This window comes from Aeromicrobium sp. Root344, from assembly GCF_001425755.1.
GTDB lineage: Bacteria > Actinomycetota > Actinomycetes > Propionibacteriales > Nocardioidaceae > Aeromicrobium.
Map to the genome: position 1 here is coordinate 1443098 of NZ_LMDH01000001.1, position 15360 is coordinate 1458457.

Annotated in this window: 17 protein-coding genes; 10 read left to right on the forward strand and 7 right to left on the reverse strand. The window is 70.4% G+C overall.

What is annotated here, in order from left to right; all coding sequences use genetic code 11:
* Positions 1-115: 115 nt before the first annotated feature.
* Positions 116-685: a CG0192-related protein gene (locus ASC61_RS07150; protein ID WP_056210641.1), complete on the forward strand. Its 570-nt coding sequence runs from the start codon at positions 116-118 to the stop codon at positions 683-685.
* Here ASC61_RS07150 and ASC61_RS07155 read toward each other — a convergent pair whose 3' ends face one another.
* Complete coding sequence (locus ASC61_RS07155) at positions 686-1255, reverse strand: NIPSNAP family protein (protein WP_056210642.1); 570 nt, start codon at positions 1253-1255, stop codon at positions 686-688.
* Positions 1256-1310: 55 nt separating this feature from the next.
* Between ASC61_RS07155 and ASC61_RS07160 the strand changes: the two genes are divergently transcribed.
* Positions 1311-2378: an aldo/keto reductase gene (locus tag ASC61_RS07160; protein ID WP_056210643.1), complete on the forward strand. Its 1068-nt coding sequence runs from the start codon at positions 1311-1313 to the stop codon at positions 2376-2378.
* A gap of 38 nt (positions 2379-2416) precedes the next feature.
* Positions 2417-4918: an ATP-dependent helicase HrpB gene (hrpB, locus tag ASC61_RS07165; protein ID WP_157439407.1), complete on the forward strand. Its 2502-nt coding sequence runs from the start codon at positions 2417-2419 to the stop codon at positions 4916-4918.
* Here hrpB and ASC61_RS07170 read toward each other — a convergent pair.
* A complete protein-coding gene (locus tag ASC61_RS07170) occupies positions 4896-5471 on the reverse strand; it encodes an MOSC domain-containing protein (RefSeq protein ID WP_082530516.1) in 576 nt (191 codons plus the stop codon). The genes hrpB and ASC61_RS07170 overlap by 23 nt on opposite strands.
* Before the next feature lie 44 nt (positions 5472-5515).
* Between ASC61_RS07170 and ASC61_RS07175 the strand changes: the two genes are divergently transcribed.
* Positions 5516-6523 carry a TIGR03617 family F420-dependent LLM class oxidoreductase gene (locus ASC61_RS07175; RefSeq protein WP_056210644.1) on the forward strand — a complete coding sequence of 336 codons (1008 nt, stop codon included), beginning with the start codon at positions 5516-5518 and terminating at the stop codon, positions 6521-6523.
* Here ASC61_RS07175 and ASC61_RS07180 read toward each other — a convergent pair.
* The 3 genes from ASC61_RS07180 to ASC61_RS07190 all read right to left on the reverse strand — a co-directional run bounded on the left by ASC61_RS07180 (position 6513) and on the right by ASC61_RS07190 (position 9046).
* Positions 6513-7730 carry an RNA polymerase sigma factor gene (locus ASC61_RS07180; RefSeq protein ID WP_056210645.1) on the reverse strand — a complete coding sequence of 406 codons (1218 nt, stop codon included), beginning with the start codon at positions 7728-7730 and terminating at the stop codon, positions 6513-6515. The genes ASC61_RS07175 and ASC61_RS07180 overlap by 11 nt on opposite strands.
* A 2-nt stretch (positions 7731-7732) precedes the next feature.
* Positions 7733-8077 (reverse strand): YciI family protein, encoded by a 345-nt coding sequence (locus tag ASC61_RS07185; protein WP_056210646.1) that lies wholly within the window; start codon positions 8075-8077, stop codon positions 7733-7735.
* 96 nt (positions 8078-8173) lie between these two features.
* On the reverse strand, positions 8174-9046 hold the full coding sequence (locus tag ASC61_RS07190; protein ID WP_056210647.1) for a TIGR03619 family F420-dependent LLM class oxidoreductase: 873 nt from the start codon (positions 9044-9046) through the stop codon (positions 8174-8176).
* Positions 9047-9107: 61 nt separating this feature from the next.
* Between ASC61_RS07190 and ASC61_RS07195 the strand changes: the two genes are divergently transcribed.
* The 6 genes from ASC61_RS07195 to ASC61_RS07220 all read left to right on the forward strand — a co-directional run bounded on the left by ASC61_RS07195 (position 9108) and on the right by ASC61_RS07220 (position 13037).
* On the forward strand, positions 9108-9518 hold the full coding sequence (locus ASC61_RS07195) for a nuclear transport factor 2 family protein (RefSeq protein WP_235503508.1): 411 nt from the start codon (positions 9108-9110) through the stop codon (positions 9516-9518).
* A gap of 121 nt (positions 9519-9639) precedes the next feature.
* Entirely contained in the window at positions 9640-9930 is a 291-nt protein-coding gene (rpsF, locus tag ASC61_RS07200) for a 30S ribosomal protein S6 (protein WP_056215410.1), read from the forward strand.
* Positions 9931-10037: 107 nt separating this feature from the next.
* The gene (locus tag ASC61_RS07205) at positions 10038-10568 is read left to right on the forward strand and encodes a single-stranded DNA-binding protein (RefSeq protein WP_056210649.1); all 531 of its coding nucleotides are present in this window, start codon (positions 10038-10040) and stop codon (positions 10566-10568) included.
* 30 nt (positions 10569-10598) lie between these two features.
* Entirely contained in the window at positions 10599-10835 is a 237-nt protein-coding gene (rpsR, locus tag ASC61_RS07210) for a 30S ribosomal protein S18 (RefSeq protein ID WP_056210650.1), read from the forward strand.
* Between the two features lie 10 nt (positions 10836-10845).
* Positions 10846-11292 carry a 50S ribosomal protein L9 gene (gene rplI, locus ASC61_RS07215; protein ID WP_056210651.1) on the forward strand — a complete coding sequence of 149 codons (447 nt, stop codon included), beginning with the start codon at positions 10846-10848 and terminating at the stop codon, positions 11290-11292.
* Between the two features lie 65 nt (positions 11293-11357).
* Positions 11358-13037, forward strand: a complete 1680-nt coding sequence (locus ASC61_RS07220; RefSeq protein WP_056210652.1) for an ABC transporter family substrate-binding protein — start codon at positions 11358-11360, stop codon at positions 13035-13037.
* On the opposite strand, the gene ASC61_RS07225 is transcribed toward ASC61_RS07220, so the two are convergent.
* Both ASC61_RS07225 and ASC61_RS07230 read right to left on the reverse strand, forming a co-directional pair.
* Entirely contained in the window at positions 13021-13710 is a 690-nt protein-coding gene (locus tag ASC61_RS07225) for an alpha/beta hydrolase (protein WP_056210653.1), read from the reverse strand. The two genes, ASC61_RS07220 and ASC61_RS07225, sit on opposite strands and share 17 nt — an antisense overlap.
* Before the next feature lie 4 nt (positions 13711-13714).
* Positions 13715-15037, reverse strand: coding sequence for an MATE family efflux transporter (locus ASC61_RS07230; RefSeq protein WP_056210654.1), 1323 nt, complete (start codon positions 15035-15037; stop codon positions 13715-13717).
* Positions 15038-15360 lie beyond the last annotated feature (323 nt).

Sequence of the window (15360 nt, forward strand, 5' to 3'; positions counted from 1 at the left end):
TGGATCTGCCACATATTGCGCCGGTCGGTGGCGAGACCACCGAATGACGACGCATTCGGTGGAAGATCCACCGCCCAGGCTGGGAGCCGCGTGGTGTCAGGGCTAGGTTCGGTGCATGGCCATCCTGCACGCCACTGCCGACATCACGCCGACCAAGCCCGAGCTGCTCGCGACCTGGCTGCCGACGCAGCCCTGGTTCGCCGGCGACGCGTCGGCGCTGGAGCATCTCGGCGCCTACCGGTTCGACGACCCCGACGGCGAGGTCGGCATCGAGACGCATCTCGTACGTGCCGGGGGCGGTCCCGTCGTGCAGGTGCCGTGGACCTATCGCGGGGCGCCACTCGACGGTGCCGAGTCGTTCCTCGTCGGCACGATGGAGCACACGGTGCTCGGACCCCGTTGGATCTACGACGCGGTGGGTGACCCGGTCTACCGGTCAGTACTGGCGACGACGATCCTCACCGGCGGCAGTCAGGCCGAGCTCGTGCGCGACCTCGGTGACGGCCGCACCCAGATCGTCGAGCCGGGCGTCCGCGTCACAGGCAGTGGCGGCGTCGATGGCGCCGTCGACCTCGAGGTACGGCGCGTGCTCGAGGGCCCAGCGCCCGAGGGCGACGCCGTGCTGACCGGCACGTGGGCCGAGGCCACCGACCTCGTCGTGCTCGCGGTCGCCCGCCTCCGCTGATCAGCGCAGCGCGGGCCGCTCAGTCGGCGCGAGTCGCAACCGCTGCAGATCGCCACCGGGCAGGCCGTCGCCGCCGAGGGCGACCACCACCCGGTCGTCGCGCACGGGTAGCCGGAAGGTGTTGGGGCCCGGGTGGGTCAGCAGCACGTCGCCGCCGGCGGCATCGATCGCCGTGACGAGCGACGCCTCGTCGAGGTCGGACCCGACGGTCCAGACCCGGACGGCGAGCTCGCCGAACACCGACACCGGCAGGCCCGGCTTGCCCGGCCGAGGTCGCAGCATCAGCACGTCGTCCGAGTCGATCAGGTCGGCGTTGGTCTCCGCACCCCACGCCGCCCAGACCGGCCCGCCGTAGAACGCGGCCAGCGACTGCTCACGCTCTTCGAGCGACGGGAATCCGCGGAACCACACGAACCGGTCGGCATCGTCGAGGTCGACGAACGTGCCGAGGACGTGGATGCCGACGGCCTCCTGCGTGTCGAGGAACTCGCGCTCGAACCGCGCGATGAAGCCGTCGCGGGTGCCGGGCTTGAGCGTGTACTGGCGGAGCTCGAGGATCTCGTCGGCCATGTCCCGAACGTACGCCGTCGCGATGACACTTCACGGCGGGACTAGCGTTGGTGTCATGACCGACAGCGCCTCGTACGCCGATCCCGTTCCCGAGATCCACCGCCCCTACGTGGCCGCGGAGGATCGCTACACGCACTGGGACTATCGCCGGGTCGGCCGGTCGGGCCTGTTCCTGCCGCCGCTGTCGCTGGGACTGTGGTGGAACTTCGGCGACAACTTCCCGTTCGACAACCAGCGCGCCGTGCTGCGCCACGCGTTCGACCACGGCATCACGCACTTCGACCTGGCCAACAACTACGGCCCGCCCTACGGCTCGGCCGAGGAGAACTTCGGGCGCATGATGCGCACCGACTTCAAGGCGTACCGGAACGAGCTGATCCTCTCGACCAAGGCCGGCTACGACATGTGGCCGGGGCCCTACGGCAACTTCGGGTCGCGCACGTACCTCTTCGCGAGTCTCGACGAGTCGCTCCAGCGGATGTCGGTCGACCACGTCGACATCTTCTACTCCCACCGCGCCGATCCGGGCACACCGCTCGAGGAGACGATCGGCGCGCTCGACGCGATCGTCCGGCAGGGCAAGGCGCGCTACGCCGGCATCTCGTCGTACTCACCCGAGCGCACGTCCGAGGCGGTCGCGATCGCCAACGACCTCGGCACGCCGATCGTGATCCACCAGCCTTCCTACTCGATGATCAACCGCTGGATCGAGCAGGGTCTGACGACGGTCCTCGACGAGCACGGTGTCGGCTCGATCGGCTTCGGCTCGCTGGCCCAGGGCCTGTTGTCCGACCGGTACGTCGAGAGCGCCGACCCCGAGCGCTCCCAGAAGCGCGGCTCGTTCAACCAGTCGATGGCCAACGACGACAACCGCAAGCGGCTCAAGGGGCTCGCCGAGATCGCGAAGCAGCGCGGCCAGACCCTCGCCCAGATGGCGATCTCCTGGACCCTGCGCCCCGGCGGGGTCACCTCGGCGCTGATCGGCGTCTCGTCGGTCGAGCAGCTCGACGAGAACCTCCAGGCCGCCCAGCGAATCGACTTCACCGACGAGGAGCTCGCCGAGATCGACTCGTACGCGGGTGAGGCCGGCATCAACATCTGGGCGGCGAGCTCCCAGGTCTAGTGCCGCACGAGGTCACACGGGGGCGCGACACTGGGACCGTGCACCGCGACCCGATCCAGCGCCTGCTGGACAGCCCGCCCGATCTGCCGGTCCTGGGCGGGCTGCCGGCACTGACCGCAGCGCTGCGCGATCGTGCGGTCGCCGTCGTGCAGGCGCCTCCGGGCACCGGCAAGACGACGTTGGTGCCGCCGGCGGTGGCTGCGATGGTCGCCGGCGACGGTCTCGTCGTGGTGACCCAGCCGCGCCGCATCGCCGCCCGGGCGGCCGCGCGTAGGCTCGCGGGCCTCCTGGGTGAGCGGGTCGGAGAGACCGTGGGCCACACGGTTCGTGGCGACCGGGCTGTCGGGCCTGGTACGCGGATCGAGTTCGTCACGACCGGCGTCCTGCTGCGGCGCCTCCAACGCGATCCCGAGCTGCCGGGGGTCGCGGCGGTCATCCTCGACGAGGTGCACGAGCGCCAGCTCGACGCCGACCTGACGCTCGCCTTCCTGGCGGACGTACGCGCCACCGTGCGCGAGGACCTGATGCTGGTCGCGATGTCGGCGACGATCGAGGCCGAGCGCACCGCCGCGGCAATCGACGAGAGGCCCGCCCCGATCATCGACGTCCCGGGCGCCCTTCACCCGGTGACCGAGCACTGGGCGCCCCCGCCTCCGGGCGTGCTGCCGACCGACGAGCGTGGGGTCCCGCCACGCTTCCTCGACCATGTCGCCGCCACGGTGCGCCAGGCCTTGGCGGTCAACCCCGGCGACGTGCTGGTGTTCGTGCCCGGCGTCGGCGAGGTGGACGGGGTCATGCGCCGGTTGTCCGGTCTCGTGGACGTCGACGTCCTGGCGCTCCACGGCCGGCTTCCTGCCCGTGAGCAGGACCTCGCCCTCGCGCTGGGTCCTCGACGACGTGTCGTGGTGTCGACGGCGGTGGCTGAGTCGTCGCTGACGGTCCCGGGCGTACGCGTCGTGGTCGACGCCGGACTGTCCCGTGAACCCCGCACCGACCAGGTGCGCGGGCTCCCCGCCCTCGTGACGGTGCGGGTCAGCCGGTCCGCGGCCGAGCAACGAGCCGGTCGCGCGGGACGCGAGGCTCCCGGCGCGGTGCATCGATGCTGGTCCCGCGCCGATCATGGTCATCTGGACGCGCACCCGGCCCCGGAGATCGCGGTCGCCGACCTCACCGGCTTCTGCCTCGAGCTCGCCGCCTGGGGTGACGTCGAAGGTGCGAGCCTGGCGCTGCTCGACCAGCCACCGGCGGCGGCTGTCGAGACGGCTCGGCACACCTTGGGCGAGCTCGGTGCGATCGACGAGGCCGGTGCGATCACCGACCGGGGCCGCGCGATGACGCAGGTTCCGGCCGACCCCCGGTTGGCCCGCGCGTTGCTCGACGGCGCTGAGGCGGTGGGCGCGCGCCGCGCCGCAGAGGTCGTCGCCCTGCTCGCCGATGACGTACGCGCCCCCGGCGGCGACCTGGTGGCGGCGCTGCGCACGCTGCGGCGGGGCGGTCGGACCACGCGGTCGTGGTCGGAGACCGTGAAGCGGCTGGAGTCGCTGCTGCCGGAGCAGACACCCCGGACCGGGCTGACCGACGACCTCGCGGTGGGTACGGTCGTGGCCCTCGCGCACCCTGGACGCATCGCGCGGCGACGGGCGGGCGGCACGTCCTACCTCATGGTGTCGGGGACCGGCGCAACGTTCCGTGCCGCCGACCCGGCCCTCGCTGGCGTTCGGTGGATCGCGATCGCCGACGCCGAGCGACGGCCAGGTGCGCGTGATGCCACGATCCGCTCAGCCGCCCCTGTCGACGAGGACATCGCACTCGAGGCGGCGTCCGGCTCGTGGCACGAGGCCGACGAGGTCACGTGGAAGAACGGGCGGATCGTGGCCCGCCGGGTCATCCGTCTCGGTGCGATCGAGCTGTCCGCCGTCCCGCTGTCCGATCCGTCCCCGGAGGCTGTCGCGGCAGCCGTTGCCCAGGGACTTTCGCGAGAAGGCCTCGCCCTGCTGCCGTGGAGCGAGGCGGCCGTCGCGCTGCGCCGCCGGCTGGCCTTCCTCCACCACGCCGTCGGCGACCCGTGGCCCGACGTCGGCGACGACGCGCTGGTGACCGGCATCGATGCCTGGCTCGGATCCGACCTCGCCCGCGTACGCGGCGGCCGGGACCTTGCCCGTCTCGATGTCCTGGGAGCGTTGCGCCGGCTTCTCCCGTGGCCTGCCGCAGGCCGCCTCGACGAGCTGGCACCAGAACGGGTGACCGTGCCGACCGGCGCGGCAGTGCGGGTCGAGTACGGGACGTCCGGCACGGAGCAGCCTGTCCTCGCGCTGCGGCTCCAGGATGCGTTCGGCTGGACCGCGACGCCACGGATCGCCGACGGCCGGGTGCCGTTGCTGCTGCACCTGCTGACCCCGGCCCGCCGGCCGGCCGCCGTCACCGCCGACCTCGAGTCGTTCTGGGCGGGTCCCTATCGCCAGGTGCGCGCCGAGCTGCGCGGGCGCTATCCCAAGCACGCGTGGCCCGAGGACCCGGCTAGCTCGTCGGCGCGGCCTTGATGCGGCGGGTGAGCTCCTCGGGCGGGATCGGCGCGATGTCAGCGATCGTCGCCGGGCCGACCGACAGCTCACCGTCGTCGAGCGGCTCGCACCGGATGCCGCCGTGCCCACGCAGGGCCTGGTGCGCGCCGGGCGCATAGACCGTGTTCATCCAGGCGCACGGGTTGGCCGGCGTCATCGACCGGAACCGGATCGGCCCGTGACCGGCGTCGAGCGTGAAGGTCGTACGCGCGAGGGCGTCGACCTCGAGGCCGCGGGTGACCAGGTTGCGCCGGGCCAGGGCCGGGTCGAACGGCGTGTTGGCCGCCGGGAAGAGCCCGTCACCGGCGATCTCGCGCTCGAGCTGCTCGATGCTCTCGGCGGCGATCATCGTCATCGTGGCGAACGTGAACCGCGTGTTGAAGTAGCGGTCGCCGACGAGTCCCTTGTGGGCCCGCACCCGGACAGAGTCGACCAGCTCGTCCGCGATCTCGTACGGCTCGGTGCCATCGGCGGGCCGGCCCTCGTAGCGGCGCACCCGCGACACCAGCAGCGAGACGATCTCGAAGTCCACGACATCGACCGTACCCGGCCGATCAGCGGCCGTATGCTCGGGCGATGACTCACCCGAGCCTCGACATCGCGTTCCACGGAGACGTGGCAGAGATCGCCGCCGTCGCGGCCGAGGCGGAAGCCCGCGGGGTCGGTGGACTGTTCGTCGCCGAGGCGGCCCACGACCCCTACATCGCCCTCGCCCTGGCCGGCACCGCGACGAGCCGGATCCGCATCGGCAGCTCGGTCGCGATCGCGTTCGCGCGCTCGCCGATGTCGACCGCCTACTCGGCGTGGGACGTGCACCGGCTCAGCGGTGGCCGGCTCGTGCTGGGTCTCGGCACGCAGATCAAGCCGCACATCACGCGCCGCTTCGCGATGCCGTGGTCGAGTCCTGCGCCGCGGATGTCGGAGTACGTCGAGGCGTTGCGGGCGATCTTCGACAGCTGGCAGACCGGATCGAAGCTCGACTTCCAAGGTGACTTCTACGCGCACACGCTGATGCCGCCCCTCTTCAACCCCGGGCCGATCGACGGCGGGCCCCCACCGATCTGGCTGGCCGCAGTCGGCCCTCGGATGCTGGCCGCGGCGGGCGCGGTCGCCGACGGGCTGATCTGCCACCCGCTGCTGTCGCGCAGCTACCTCGACGAGGTGGTCGCACCGGCCGTGGCCGCGGGACGTACGGCCGGACAGCACGCGGGCGAGCCGTTCACGACCGCCGTGATGTGCATGGTCGCGACGGGTCGTACGGAGGAGGAGCTGGCGGTGGCGATCGCCGGCACGAAGCGGCAGATCGGGTTCTACTCCTCCACCCCGGCCTACCTGCCGGTGCTCGAGCATCACGGGTGGGGCGACCTGCACACCGAGGCGCACGCGTTGACCAAGAGCAACCGCTGGGCCGAGCTCGGCGACCTGGTCGACGACGAGGTGCTCGCGGCGTTCGCCGTGGTCGGCGACCTGAGGGCTGCGCGCGCGGAGTTCCGCTCCCGGTTCGCCGGCTCGGCGCAGCGGGTCATCACCTCGATCCCCTACGACGCCGACAACCTGCTCGCGCTCGACCTCGTCAGCGACTAGCCGCCATCCGGCGTTCGATGTGACGCCGGTCAGCAGCCGGCGGAGTGCAGGCGAGGGCGGACTCGTAGGCCGCCGCCGCTTGCTCGATGCGCCCGAGCCGAGCCAGCAGCTCGGCCCGGCAGGCGTGCCACAGGTGGAACCGCTCGAGACCGGACAGCTGGTCGAGCTCGTCGAGTCCGGCCGCAGCACCGTCCCGTTCGCCGACGGCGACGGCGCGGTTGAGCCGTACGACAGCGGTCGGCGTCAGCCGGAGCAGCGCGTCGTAGAGCGCGATGATGTCGGTCCAGTCGGTCTCGTCGTAGGTCCGCGCGGTGGCATGGCAGGCAGCGATCGCCGCCTCGAGCTCGAATCGCCCGGCCCGGTGACGCGACCGCCGCAGCGCGCCGTCGACCAGCGCCGCGCCCTCCGCGATGCGAGTGGCGTCCCACTGCGACCGGTCCTGGTCGGCGAGCAGCACGAGCTCCCCGGCGGAGTTCGTACGCGTCTCGCGCCGCGCGTCGTTCAGCAGCATCAACGCCAGCAGCCCTTGCAGCGAGGACTCGTCGGGCAGGAGCTCGACCAGCAGCCGGCCGAGCCGGATCGCCTCGTCGCACAGCTGCGGTCGTACGGGCTCGTCGCCGCCGGCGACGCCTGCCGTGAAGAGGAGGTAGACCGTCGTGGCGACCGCGGCGAGCCGCTCGGGCAGCTCGGCGTCGGGCGGGATCCGGTAGGGGATGCCCGCGACGGCGATCTTGTGCTTGGCCCGGGTGAGCCGGCGCGCCATCGCCCCTTCGGTCGTCAGCATGAGGCGGGCGGTGTCGGCGACGCTGAGCCCGCACAAGGTCGTCAGGCTGAGCGTCGTCTGGTTCGCCAACGACAGGGCGGGATGACAGCACGTGAACACCAGCCGGAGCTCGTCGTCGCGCACGACCGAGTCGGGCACGTCGCCGGGATCGTTCGTCAGATCCATCGCCCGCACCTCCTTGTCGCCTCGCGCCGCCTCGCGCCGGATCGCGTCGACGGCCTTGCGTCGGGCGACCGTGGTCAGCCAGGCACGGGGGTTGTCGGGGACGCCGTCACGTGGCCAGTGCTCCAGTGCCGAGATGGCCGCCTCCTGCACCGCGTCCTCGGCGACCGTCATGCTGCCGGTCGTACGGATGAGGGTCGCCAGCACACGGCGACCCTCATCGCGTACGAGATCGGCCAGGACCGACGACGCCTCGGGCACGGTCAGAACTGGATGACGGGCCGCAGCTCGACCCCACCGTCCCACGCGCCGGGGATCTGGGCGGCGATCGCCACAGCGCTGTCGAGGTCGTCGGCCTCGATCAGGTAGAAGCCGGACAGGACCTCGCGGGCCTCGACGAACGGGCCGTCGGTCGTCAGGACGTCGCCGCCACGGCCGCCCTCGACCTTGACGACCGTCGCGGTGGAGGTCGGGTGGAGCGCTGCTCCGCCGCGGATCGAGGCGGCCTGGTTCTCGCTGAACTCGGCGTACATCTTGGTCGTCTCGGCCTCTTCGGGTGAGGTCCAGTCGCCGTCGTGGCTGTAGATGAGAGCTGCGTACTGGGTCATGGCAGGGCCTTTCGGGTGTCGTACGTTCCCTGTGAACGTCTCACCCAGGGGACGACCGAAACAGCCCCGATCGGACACCTGATGATGTGATCTGGGTCACACCTTGTGGATGATGTTCTCCGCGTACTGCTCGAGGTGCTTGATCTTGGTCTCGAGCGGCTCGGTGTCGGGGCCCTTGATGTAGGGGATCCGGAAGCCGACGATGCAGTCCGTGACCCCCTTGTCCTCGAGCCGCTTGATCCCGTCGAGGTCGTACGCGTCGTAGGAGATGACGTGCACCTCGAAGTCGTCGCGGGTGTCGCCCTCGGCCTTGCGGATCTCGGCGAGGCGGTCGAGCAGCCGGTCGAGCTCCTCGCCGTCGCCGCCGGCGTGCATCCAGCCGTCACCCTTGACCACGGCGCGCCGCAGCGCCTTGTCGACGTGGCCACCGACGAGCAACGGGATCTTCTCGGTCGGCGCCGGGCACAGCTTGAGCTCGTCGATGTCGTAGAACTCGCCCTGGTAGCCGAAGAACTCCCCGGTGGTGAGCCCGCGCAGGATGTCCATGCACTCGTCCATCCGCTTGCCGCGCCGCGCCCAGTCGACCTGCAGGTTGGCGAAGTCCTCCGGCCACGGCGAGATGCCGACGCCGAGGCCGAGCCGGTTGCCGGAGAGGAAGGCGAGCGACGAGGCCTGCTTCGCCACCAGCACGGGCGGACGTACGGGCAGCTTGAGCACGAACGGGGTCAGGCGCAGCGTCGAGGTGACCGCGAAGAGGTGCGCGCAGAGGATCATCGCCTCGATGAACTCCTTGCCCTCGAGGAACTCCCGGTCGCCGGTGTCGGTGTAGGGATACTTCGAGTCGGACTCCTTGGGGTAGATCAAGGAGTCCGCGACGGTCATCGACGTGTAGCCGGCGGCCTCGGCGGCCTGGGCCAACGGGGCGTAGTAGTCCGCCTGGGTCATGGCCTCGGCATAGGTGAAACGCATGCCGCTCAGACTAGAACGTGTTCTCGTTTTGTGCCAGAGTGCTCGCGTGGACCTTCACGAGATGACCGACCGACTTGAGATCGCCGACGTGCTCACGCGCTACACGCGAGCCATCGACTCGCACGAGTGGGACCGGCTCGAAACGGTCTTCACCCCCGACGCCCAGATCGACTACACCGAGTCCGGGGGGATCGCCGGGGCCTACCCCGAGATCAAGCCGTGGCTCGCGGAGGTGCTGCCGGCGTTCTTCCGCACGATGATGCACACCCTCGGCCAGGTCGAGGTGGCCCTGCGCGGGGACGAGGCGGACGTGACGGCCTACTTCCACAACCCCATGACGATGGACGACGGGGCGGGCGGAGAGAAGGTCGTCGAGATCGGCGGGCTCTACCGCCACACGATGGTCCGTACGCCCGACGGCTGGCGCAGCCGCAAGCTCCACGAGCAGGTCGTCTGGAAGCGCGGCCTCTGAGCCCGAGGGACGATTCGCCTCGCGTGGCGGTGTTCCCGTAGACTTCTGCGGTTGCCAGTTGGCAGCCCACTCCTGCTACGGAGGCCCCGTAGCCGTTTAGTCCGAAGGAGACTGAATGTCATTGCGCCCGTACGAAGTCATGATCATCCTCGATCCTGATCTCGAAGAACGTACCGTCGCCCCCAGCCTGGACACGTACCTCAACGTCGTGCGCCAGGACGGCGGCTCAGTCGACAACGTCGACGTGTGGGGCAAGCGTCGCCTCGCCTACGAGATCAACAAGAAGAACGAGGGCATCTACGCCGTCGTCCAGCTCCAGGCGGAGCCGGCCACGGTCAAGGAGCTCGATCGTCAGCTCACGCTCAACGAGTCCGTTGTGCGTACGAAGGTCACACGTCCCGACGTGAAGTAGGCCCGACCCCGGACAGAGATGTCCACAAGGACCGCAGACAGCCCCTCGCGGGTGTCGCACCCCTGCGGTTCACTGGAGTCAGACACCCCAATCCGAAAGGCTGCGCCATGGCAGGCGAAACCGTCATCACCGTCATCGGCAACCTCACCGACGACCCGGAGCTCAAGTTCACTCCTTCGGGCGCCGCAGTTGCCAACTTCACCGTCGCGTCGACGCCTCGTACGTTCGACCGTCAGACGAATGAGTGGAAGGACGGCGATGCGCTGTTCATCCGTTGCGCCGCATGGCGCCAGCTGGCCGAGAACGTCGCGGAGTCACTGCAGAAGGGTCAGCGCGTCATCGTGACGGGCGCCCTCCGCATCCGCAACTTCGAGCGCCAGGACGGATCGAAGGGCACGAGCGTCGAGATCAACGTCGACGAGATCGGCCCCTCGCTGCGCTACGCCACGGCCAAGGTCACCAAGGCCAACCGCTCCGGCGGTGGCGACTTCGGTGGCGGCCAGGGCGGCCAGGGCGGCGGCAACGCCGGTGGCGGCGGGGCTGCGCAGAGCAACCCGTGGTCCACGCAGCCCGCGGCACAGGGTGGGTCTGACGCCTGGGGCGGCAACGCCGGCACGACCGACGAGCCCCCCTTCTAACCACACGTCAGCATCAAGTTCAGGAGCAACATGGCAAAGCCAGTCGTCCGGAAGCCGAAGAAGAAGAGCAACCCGCTCACTGCGGCCAAGGTCACCGAAATCAACTACAAGGACACCGCGCTGCTGCGCAAGTTCATCTCGGACCGCGGCAAGATCCGCGCGCGCCGGGTGACGGGTGTCTCCGTCCAGGAGCAGCGTCTCATCGCCAAGGCCATCAAGAACGCCCGCGAGATGGCCCTGCTGCCCTACACCTCGACCAGCCGCTAAGGAGGTTCTGATGAAGCTCATCCTCACCCACGAGGTCACCAACCTCGGAGCCCCCGGCGACATCGTCGAGGTCAAGGACGGCTACGGCCGCAACTTCCTGCTGCCCCGCAACTTCGCCATCCGTTGGTCGAAGGGTGCTGCCAAGCAGGTCGAGTCGATCCGCGCGGCGCGCGAAGCCCACGCCGTGCACGACCTCGAGGAGGCCCAGAGCATCAAGGGCAACCTCGAGGCCAACCCGATCAACGTCCCGGTTCGCGCCGGCGTCGGCGGCCGCCTCTTCGGCGCCGTCACGGTCTCCGACATCGCCGACGCGCTCGCTGCGTTCGGCGTCAAGGTCGACAAGCGTCGCATCGAGGTCGGCAACCCGATCAAGTCCCTCGGGGCCCACACGGTCTCCGTTCGCGTCCACCCCGACGTGAGCGCGCAGGTCAAGCTCAACGTGGTCGCTTCCAAGTAGTCCACCTCAGGCGGGTCAGGGTCGGGGGTTCCCTGGCCCGCCTCGGGTGGTCGGCGACCCCGATCATGCGAATCCCAGCGGCTCCCACCGCCCTCCTCCTTGCCGGAAGCCTCCTGCTGTCCGGCTGCTCGGTGCTGTCCGGCGACGACAAGCCGTCGACCTCGAGCTCCAGCGCCAGTCTTCGGTTGAAGAACACGGCGTGGAAGACGGCCGGCCGCGATGCCGTCGCCAACGGCGGCAACCTTCGGCTCGGCACCACTGCCGTTCCGCGCAACTTCAATCCCGAGCATCCGGACGCCGTCAACACCGACGCCGCGCGCATCCTCGCACCCACCGTGGGCTCGGCCATCCGGATCACGCCGGCGGGCGGCTGGCAGGTCGATCACGACTACGCCGAGTCGGTCGAGGTCGCCGACAGCGATCCGCTCACGATCAAGGTCCGGCTCAATCCTCGTGCGGTCTGGCAGGGAGGCACGTCGATCACGGCTGCCGACATGAAGGCCTACTGGAAGGCTCTCAACGGCTCCGACGAGGACTATCAGGTCGCGTCGACCGAGGGCTTCGACGACATCGAGTCGGTCGAGCAGGGCGACACGAAGTTCGACTACACCGTGACGTTCGCGACGCCAAATGCGGAGTGGCCGCTCTACATCTACCCGCACCTGGCCGCCAACGTCTCGTCCTCGCCCAAGTTGTTCAACACCGCGTTCCGCACCCGGGCGATCTCCTCCAACGGCCCGTTCGTCGTGGCCTCGATCGACACCGTCAAGGGCACGATCATCGAGAAGCCCAATCCGCGCTGGTGGGGCCAACGACCCAAGCTCTCGCAGATCACGTTCCAGGTCGCCAGCCCGGCCCTCCTGGCCAAGGCGTTCGCCGCCGGCGGGCTGGACGCGGTCGACCTCGACGCCAACACCTACGCCACCGTCAAGAAGACCAAGGACTCCACGATCCAGCGCGCCGCGGGCATCGAGTGGTCGCAGATCACCCTCAACGCCGGCCGCGGCCCGCTCAAGGATCCCGACGTACGCCGCGCCGTGGCTCATGCGATCAACCGCGAGAGCATCGCCCGACTGGCGTCGTCACCGCTGGCCGCGTCGCCGAGCCCGCTCGGCAGTGTCATCTTCGTGCCGGGGCAGCAGGGCTACGTCGACTCGTCGAAGAGCATCGCCTACTCCCCGGACAAGGCCGAGTCGCTGCTCTCCGAGGCTGGCTGGACCAAGGGCTCCGACGGTGTACGTGTCCGCGACGGCAAGCGGCTGACCCTCGACATGCCGGTGCCCGCCAAGACGCCGACCAACAGTCGCCGGGCCTCGCGGATCGCCCAGGACCTGAGCAAGGTCGGCATCGAGGTCAAGGTCAAGAACGTCCCGGCCGCCCAGTTCTACACCCGTTCGGTCATCCCGCTCGACTTCGACCTCGTGACGTTCGTCCGCCGGGGCTCGCCGTTCCCGATCGGCGCCGCGGAGCCGCTGTTCTATCCCGCCGACTCGGCGCAGAACTACACCGGCGTCACGGAGCAGCGCTTCGGCACCGGCTGGAAGACCGTCACCAGCACGCTCGATGACACCCTGCGGCTCAAGCGCGTCGCCAAGCTCGACGAGTGGGTGTTCGACAACCCGACGGTCATCCCCCTCGCGACGACCCCGATCGCGGTCGGCGTGCGCAACGGTCTCGTCAACTACGGTGCGGCCCAGTTCGAGCAGCCTGACTGGACGCTCGTCGGTTTCACCAAGAAGCGCTAGCGACGATCTCGGCCACGCGTCGGCCCACCGCCACCGTGGCGGGGTCGTCAGCCGGCACGAAGCGGTCGATCTCGGCGTCGTAGCGCGTCATCGCGATCGAGCCGTGGTCCGCGTCGACCTCGGTCCACGTGGTCGGCCAACCCGCCGCCCTAAGGCGGGCCTCGAGTCCGCGTACGAGCTGGGGTGTGGCGATCTCGTCGTGCGCCGCGCTCACGACGTGGACCGGCCCGGCGTGCGGGGCTGAGGGGAAGGGATCGGGCAGCGGCGCCCCGGTGAAGGGGTCCAAAGCCCGCGGGCCGTCCCCCGGTGACAGCAGGACGATGGCAGCGATGCCCACGCCGAGCGACGGCGCCCGCCTCACGAGGCCGACTGCCGCGGTGCCGCCGAGGGACCAGCCGGCCACCACGAGCCGGTCGGGATCGAGGCCGGCATCGTGCGCGACGCCGCGGGCGTGCTCGAGCGACGCCAGCAGATCCGAACGCCCGCCGTCGGGTGCGGCGGAGTCCCAGTCGGGCACGACGACGCGCAGTCCGTGGCCGGCGATCTCGCGGGCCAGGTCGGCGACGACCGCGCGGGAGTCCGTACCCCGGCCGTGCCACAGCAGCACAACGCCGGCCGCACCGTCGCCGTGCACGTCGAGTCGGCGGCCCGGGGCGTACTCGCGCGTGTCCATGTCGTCAGTCTGCCGAACGGGTCGCGCCGAGGACCAGCCACGCGGTGCCGCGCTGTCGTCGCCACAGCGTGACGAGCCGGGCCGCGATGAACCCGCCGTACGCGACCCACAGCCAGGTGAAGCCGGCGCCCGACCACCCGACGGCGAGCACCAACGGGGCGTACGCGGCCAGGACGACCAGGCCGGCCTGTGCGAGGTAGCGACCGTCGCCCGCGCCGATCAGGACGCCGTCCAGCACGAACACCACGCCCGACAGCGGTTGGATCAGGGCGACGACGAGCAGGGCGGGCACGAGAGCGTCCTGCACCGCGTGGTCGGACGTGAAGAGTCGCGGCAGCCACGGCGCCGTCGCGGCGAGCAGGACCCCGGCCAGCACCCCGGTCGCCACGCCCCAGCCGACCATGCGGGTGGTCAGGGCTCGGGTGCCGTCGGCGTCGCCGGCGCCCAGCGTGCGACCGGTCAGCGTCTGCCCGGCGATCGCGATGGCGTCGAGCCCGAACGCCAGGAACGTGACGACGGCACCGGCGACCTGGTTGGCGGCGAGCGGGACGTCACCCAGACCCGCGGCCACGAGCGTCGCGAGCACGAGGGAGGCGCGCAGGGTGACCGTACGGACCAGCAGCGGGACACCCACGCGCGCGGCGTCGACGATCTCGGACGTACGCGGGCGGGTCGGCGCGCGGGCCGCGCGGGCCCGGCGCACGACGACCGAGACCAGCCACCCGGCGGCCAGCCACTGCGCCAGCACCGTCCCGACCGCGGCGCCACGAATGCCCCAGTCGAATCCGTAGACGAAGGTCACGTTGAGCAGGACGTTGAGGACGTTGGCGACGATCGTCGCGATCAACGGCGTGCGGAGGTCGAGGACCCCGCGCATCGCACCGGTGGCCGCCAGGATCAGCAGCATCGCCGGCACCGCGAGCGCCGAGACGACCAGGTAGTCCTGAGCGAACCCGGACACCCGCCCGGAGCTCGAGAGCGCATCTGTCAAGGGCCCGCTCGCGATCGCGGTGACCGACCCGAGCGCGACACCGAGCCCGGCGGCCAGCCACAGGCTGCTCACGGCGAGGCCCAGTGCGGTCCGCTCATCGCCCGCGCCGTGGTGGCGAGCGACGATCGCGGTGCTCCCGTACGCGAGGAAGATGCACAGACCGACGACGGTGCCCAGCAGGACGGAGGCGGCGGCGAGACCGCCTAGCTCAGCGGTGCCGAGATGGCCGATGACCGCCGTGTCGGCCAGCAGCATGAGCGGCTCGGTGACGAGGGCGAAGAACGCCGGCACGGCGACCCGGAAGATCTGCCGGTCGATGTCACGCATCAGGGGCATCGCGGGCCTTCCTGGAGGTGACGGGAGAGTGTCGTGGGGTCAGCTGGACGGGTTTTGTCGACAAGTGTATGAACAGGCACCCGTGGATGACGAAGCGGCCAGAAGTATTTTGTCTCCACACGGGTGCACAGCCGTTTGCGCAGGTCAGAGCGTTGGAGACAGAGCAACGCGCGAGTTTGTCCACACCTTCGTCCACGGACTGTGCACATGGTTTCCGGCGTTTTCCACAGGTTGTCGGCGGTTGCGCACACCCCCTGTGGGGCGCTGTCTGTGATTGCTCCCCGTACGGGCCTACTGTGACGGGTCGGCACCATCCTCCAGGG

Excerpts from the sequence above, each read along its gene's own strand:
- ASC61_RS07205 (WP_056210649.1), top strand. The coding sequence starts at position 10,038 with ATGGCAGGCGAAACCGTCATCACCGTCATCGGCAACCTCACCGACGAC.
- ASC61_RS07190 (WP_056210647.1), bottom strand. The coding sequence starts at position 9,046 with ATGCGTTTCACCTATGCCGAGGCCATGACCCAGGCGGACTACTACGCC.
- ASC61_RS07160 (WP_056210643.1), top strand. The coding sequence starts at position 1,311 with ATGACCGACAGCGCCTCGTACGCCGATCCCGTTCCCGAGATCCACCGC.
- rpsR (WP_056210650.1), top strand. The coding sequence starts at position 10,599 with ATGGCAAAGCCAGTCGTCCGGAAGCCGAAGAAGAAGAGCAACCCGCTC.
- ASC61_RS07175 (WP_056210644.1), top strand. The coding sequence starts at position 5,516 with ATGACTCACCCGAGCCTCGACATCGCGTTCCACGGAGACGTGGCAGAG.
- rplI (WP_056210651.1), top strand. The coding sequence starts at position 10,846 with ATGAAGCTCATCCTCACCCACGAGGTCACCAACCTCGGAGCCCCCGGC.
- ASC61_RS07230 (WP_056210654.1), bottom strand. The coding sequence starts at position 15,037 with ATGCCCCTGATGCGTGACATCGACCGGCAGATCTTCCGGGTCGCCGTG.
- ASC61_RS07195 (WP_235503508.1), top strand. The coding sequence starts at position 9,108 with ATGACCGACCGACTTGAGATCGCCGACGTGCTCACGCGCTACACGCGA.
- ASC61_RS07185 (WP_056210646.1), bottom strand. The coding sequence starts at position 8,077 with ATGACCCAGTACGCAGCTCTCATCTACAGCCACGACGGCGACTGGACC.
- ASC61_RS07225 (WP_056210653.1), bottom strand. The coding sequence starts at position 13,710 with ATGGACACGCGCGAGTACGCCCCGGGCCGCCGACTCGACGTGCACGGC.
- ASC61_RS07150 (WP_056210641.1), top strand. The coding sequence starts at position 116 with ATGGCCATCCTGCACGCCACTGCCGACATCACGCCGACCAAGCCCGAG.
- ASC61_RS07220 (WP_056210652.1), top strand. The coding sequence starts at position 11,358 with ATGCGAATCCCAGCGGCTCCCACCGCCCTCCTCCTTGCCGGAAGCCTC.
- ASC61_RS07155 (WP_056210642.1), bottom strand. The coding sequence starts at position 1,255 with ATGGCCGACGAGATCCTCGAGCTCCGCCAGTACACGCTCAAGCCCGGC.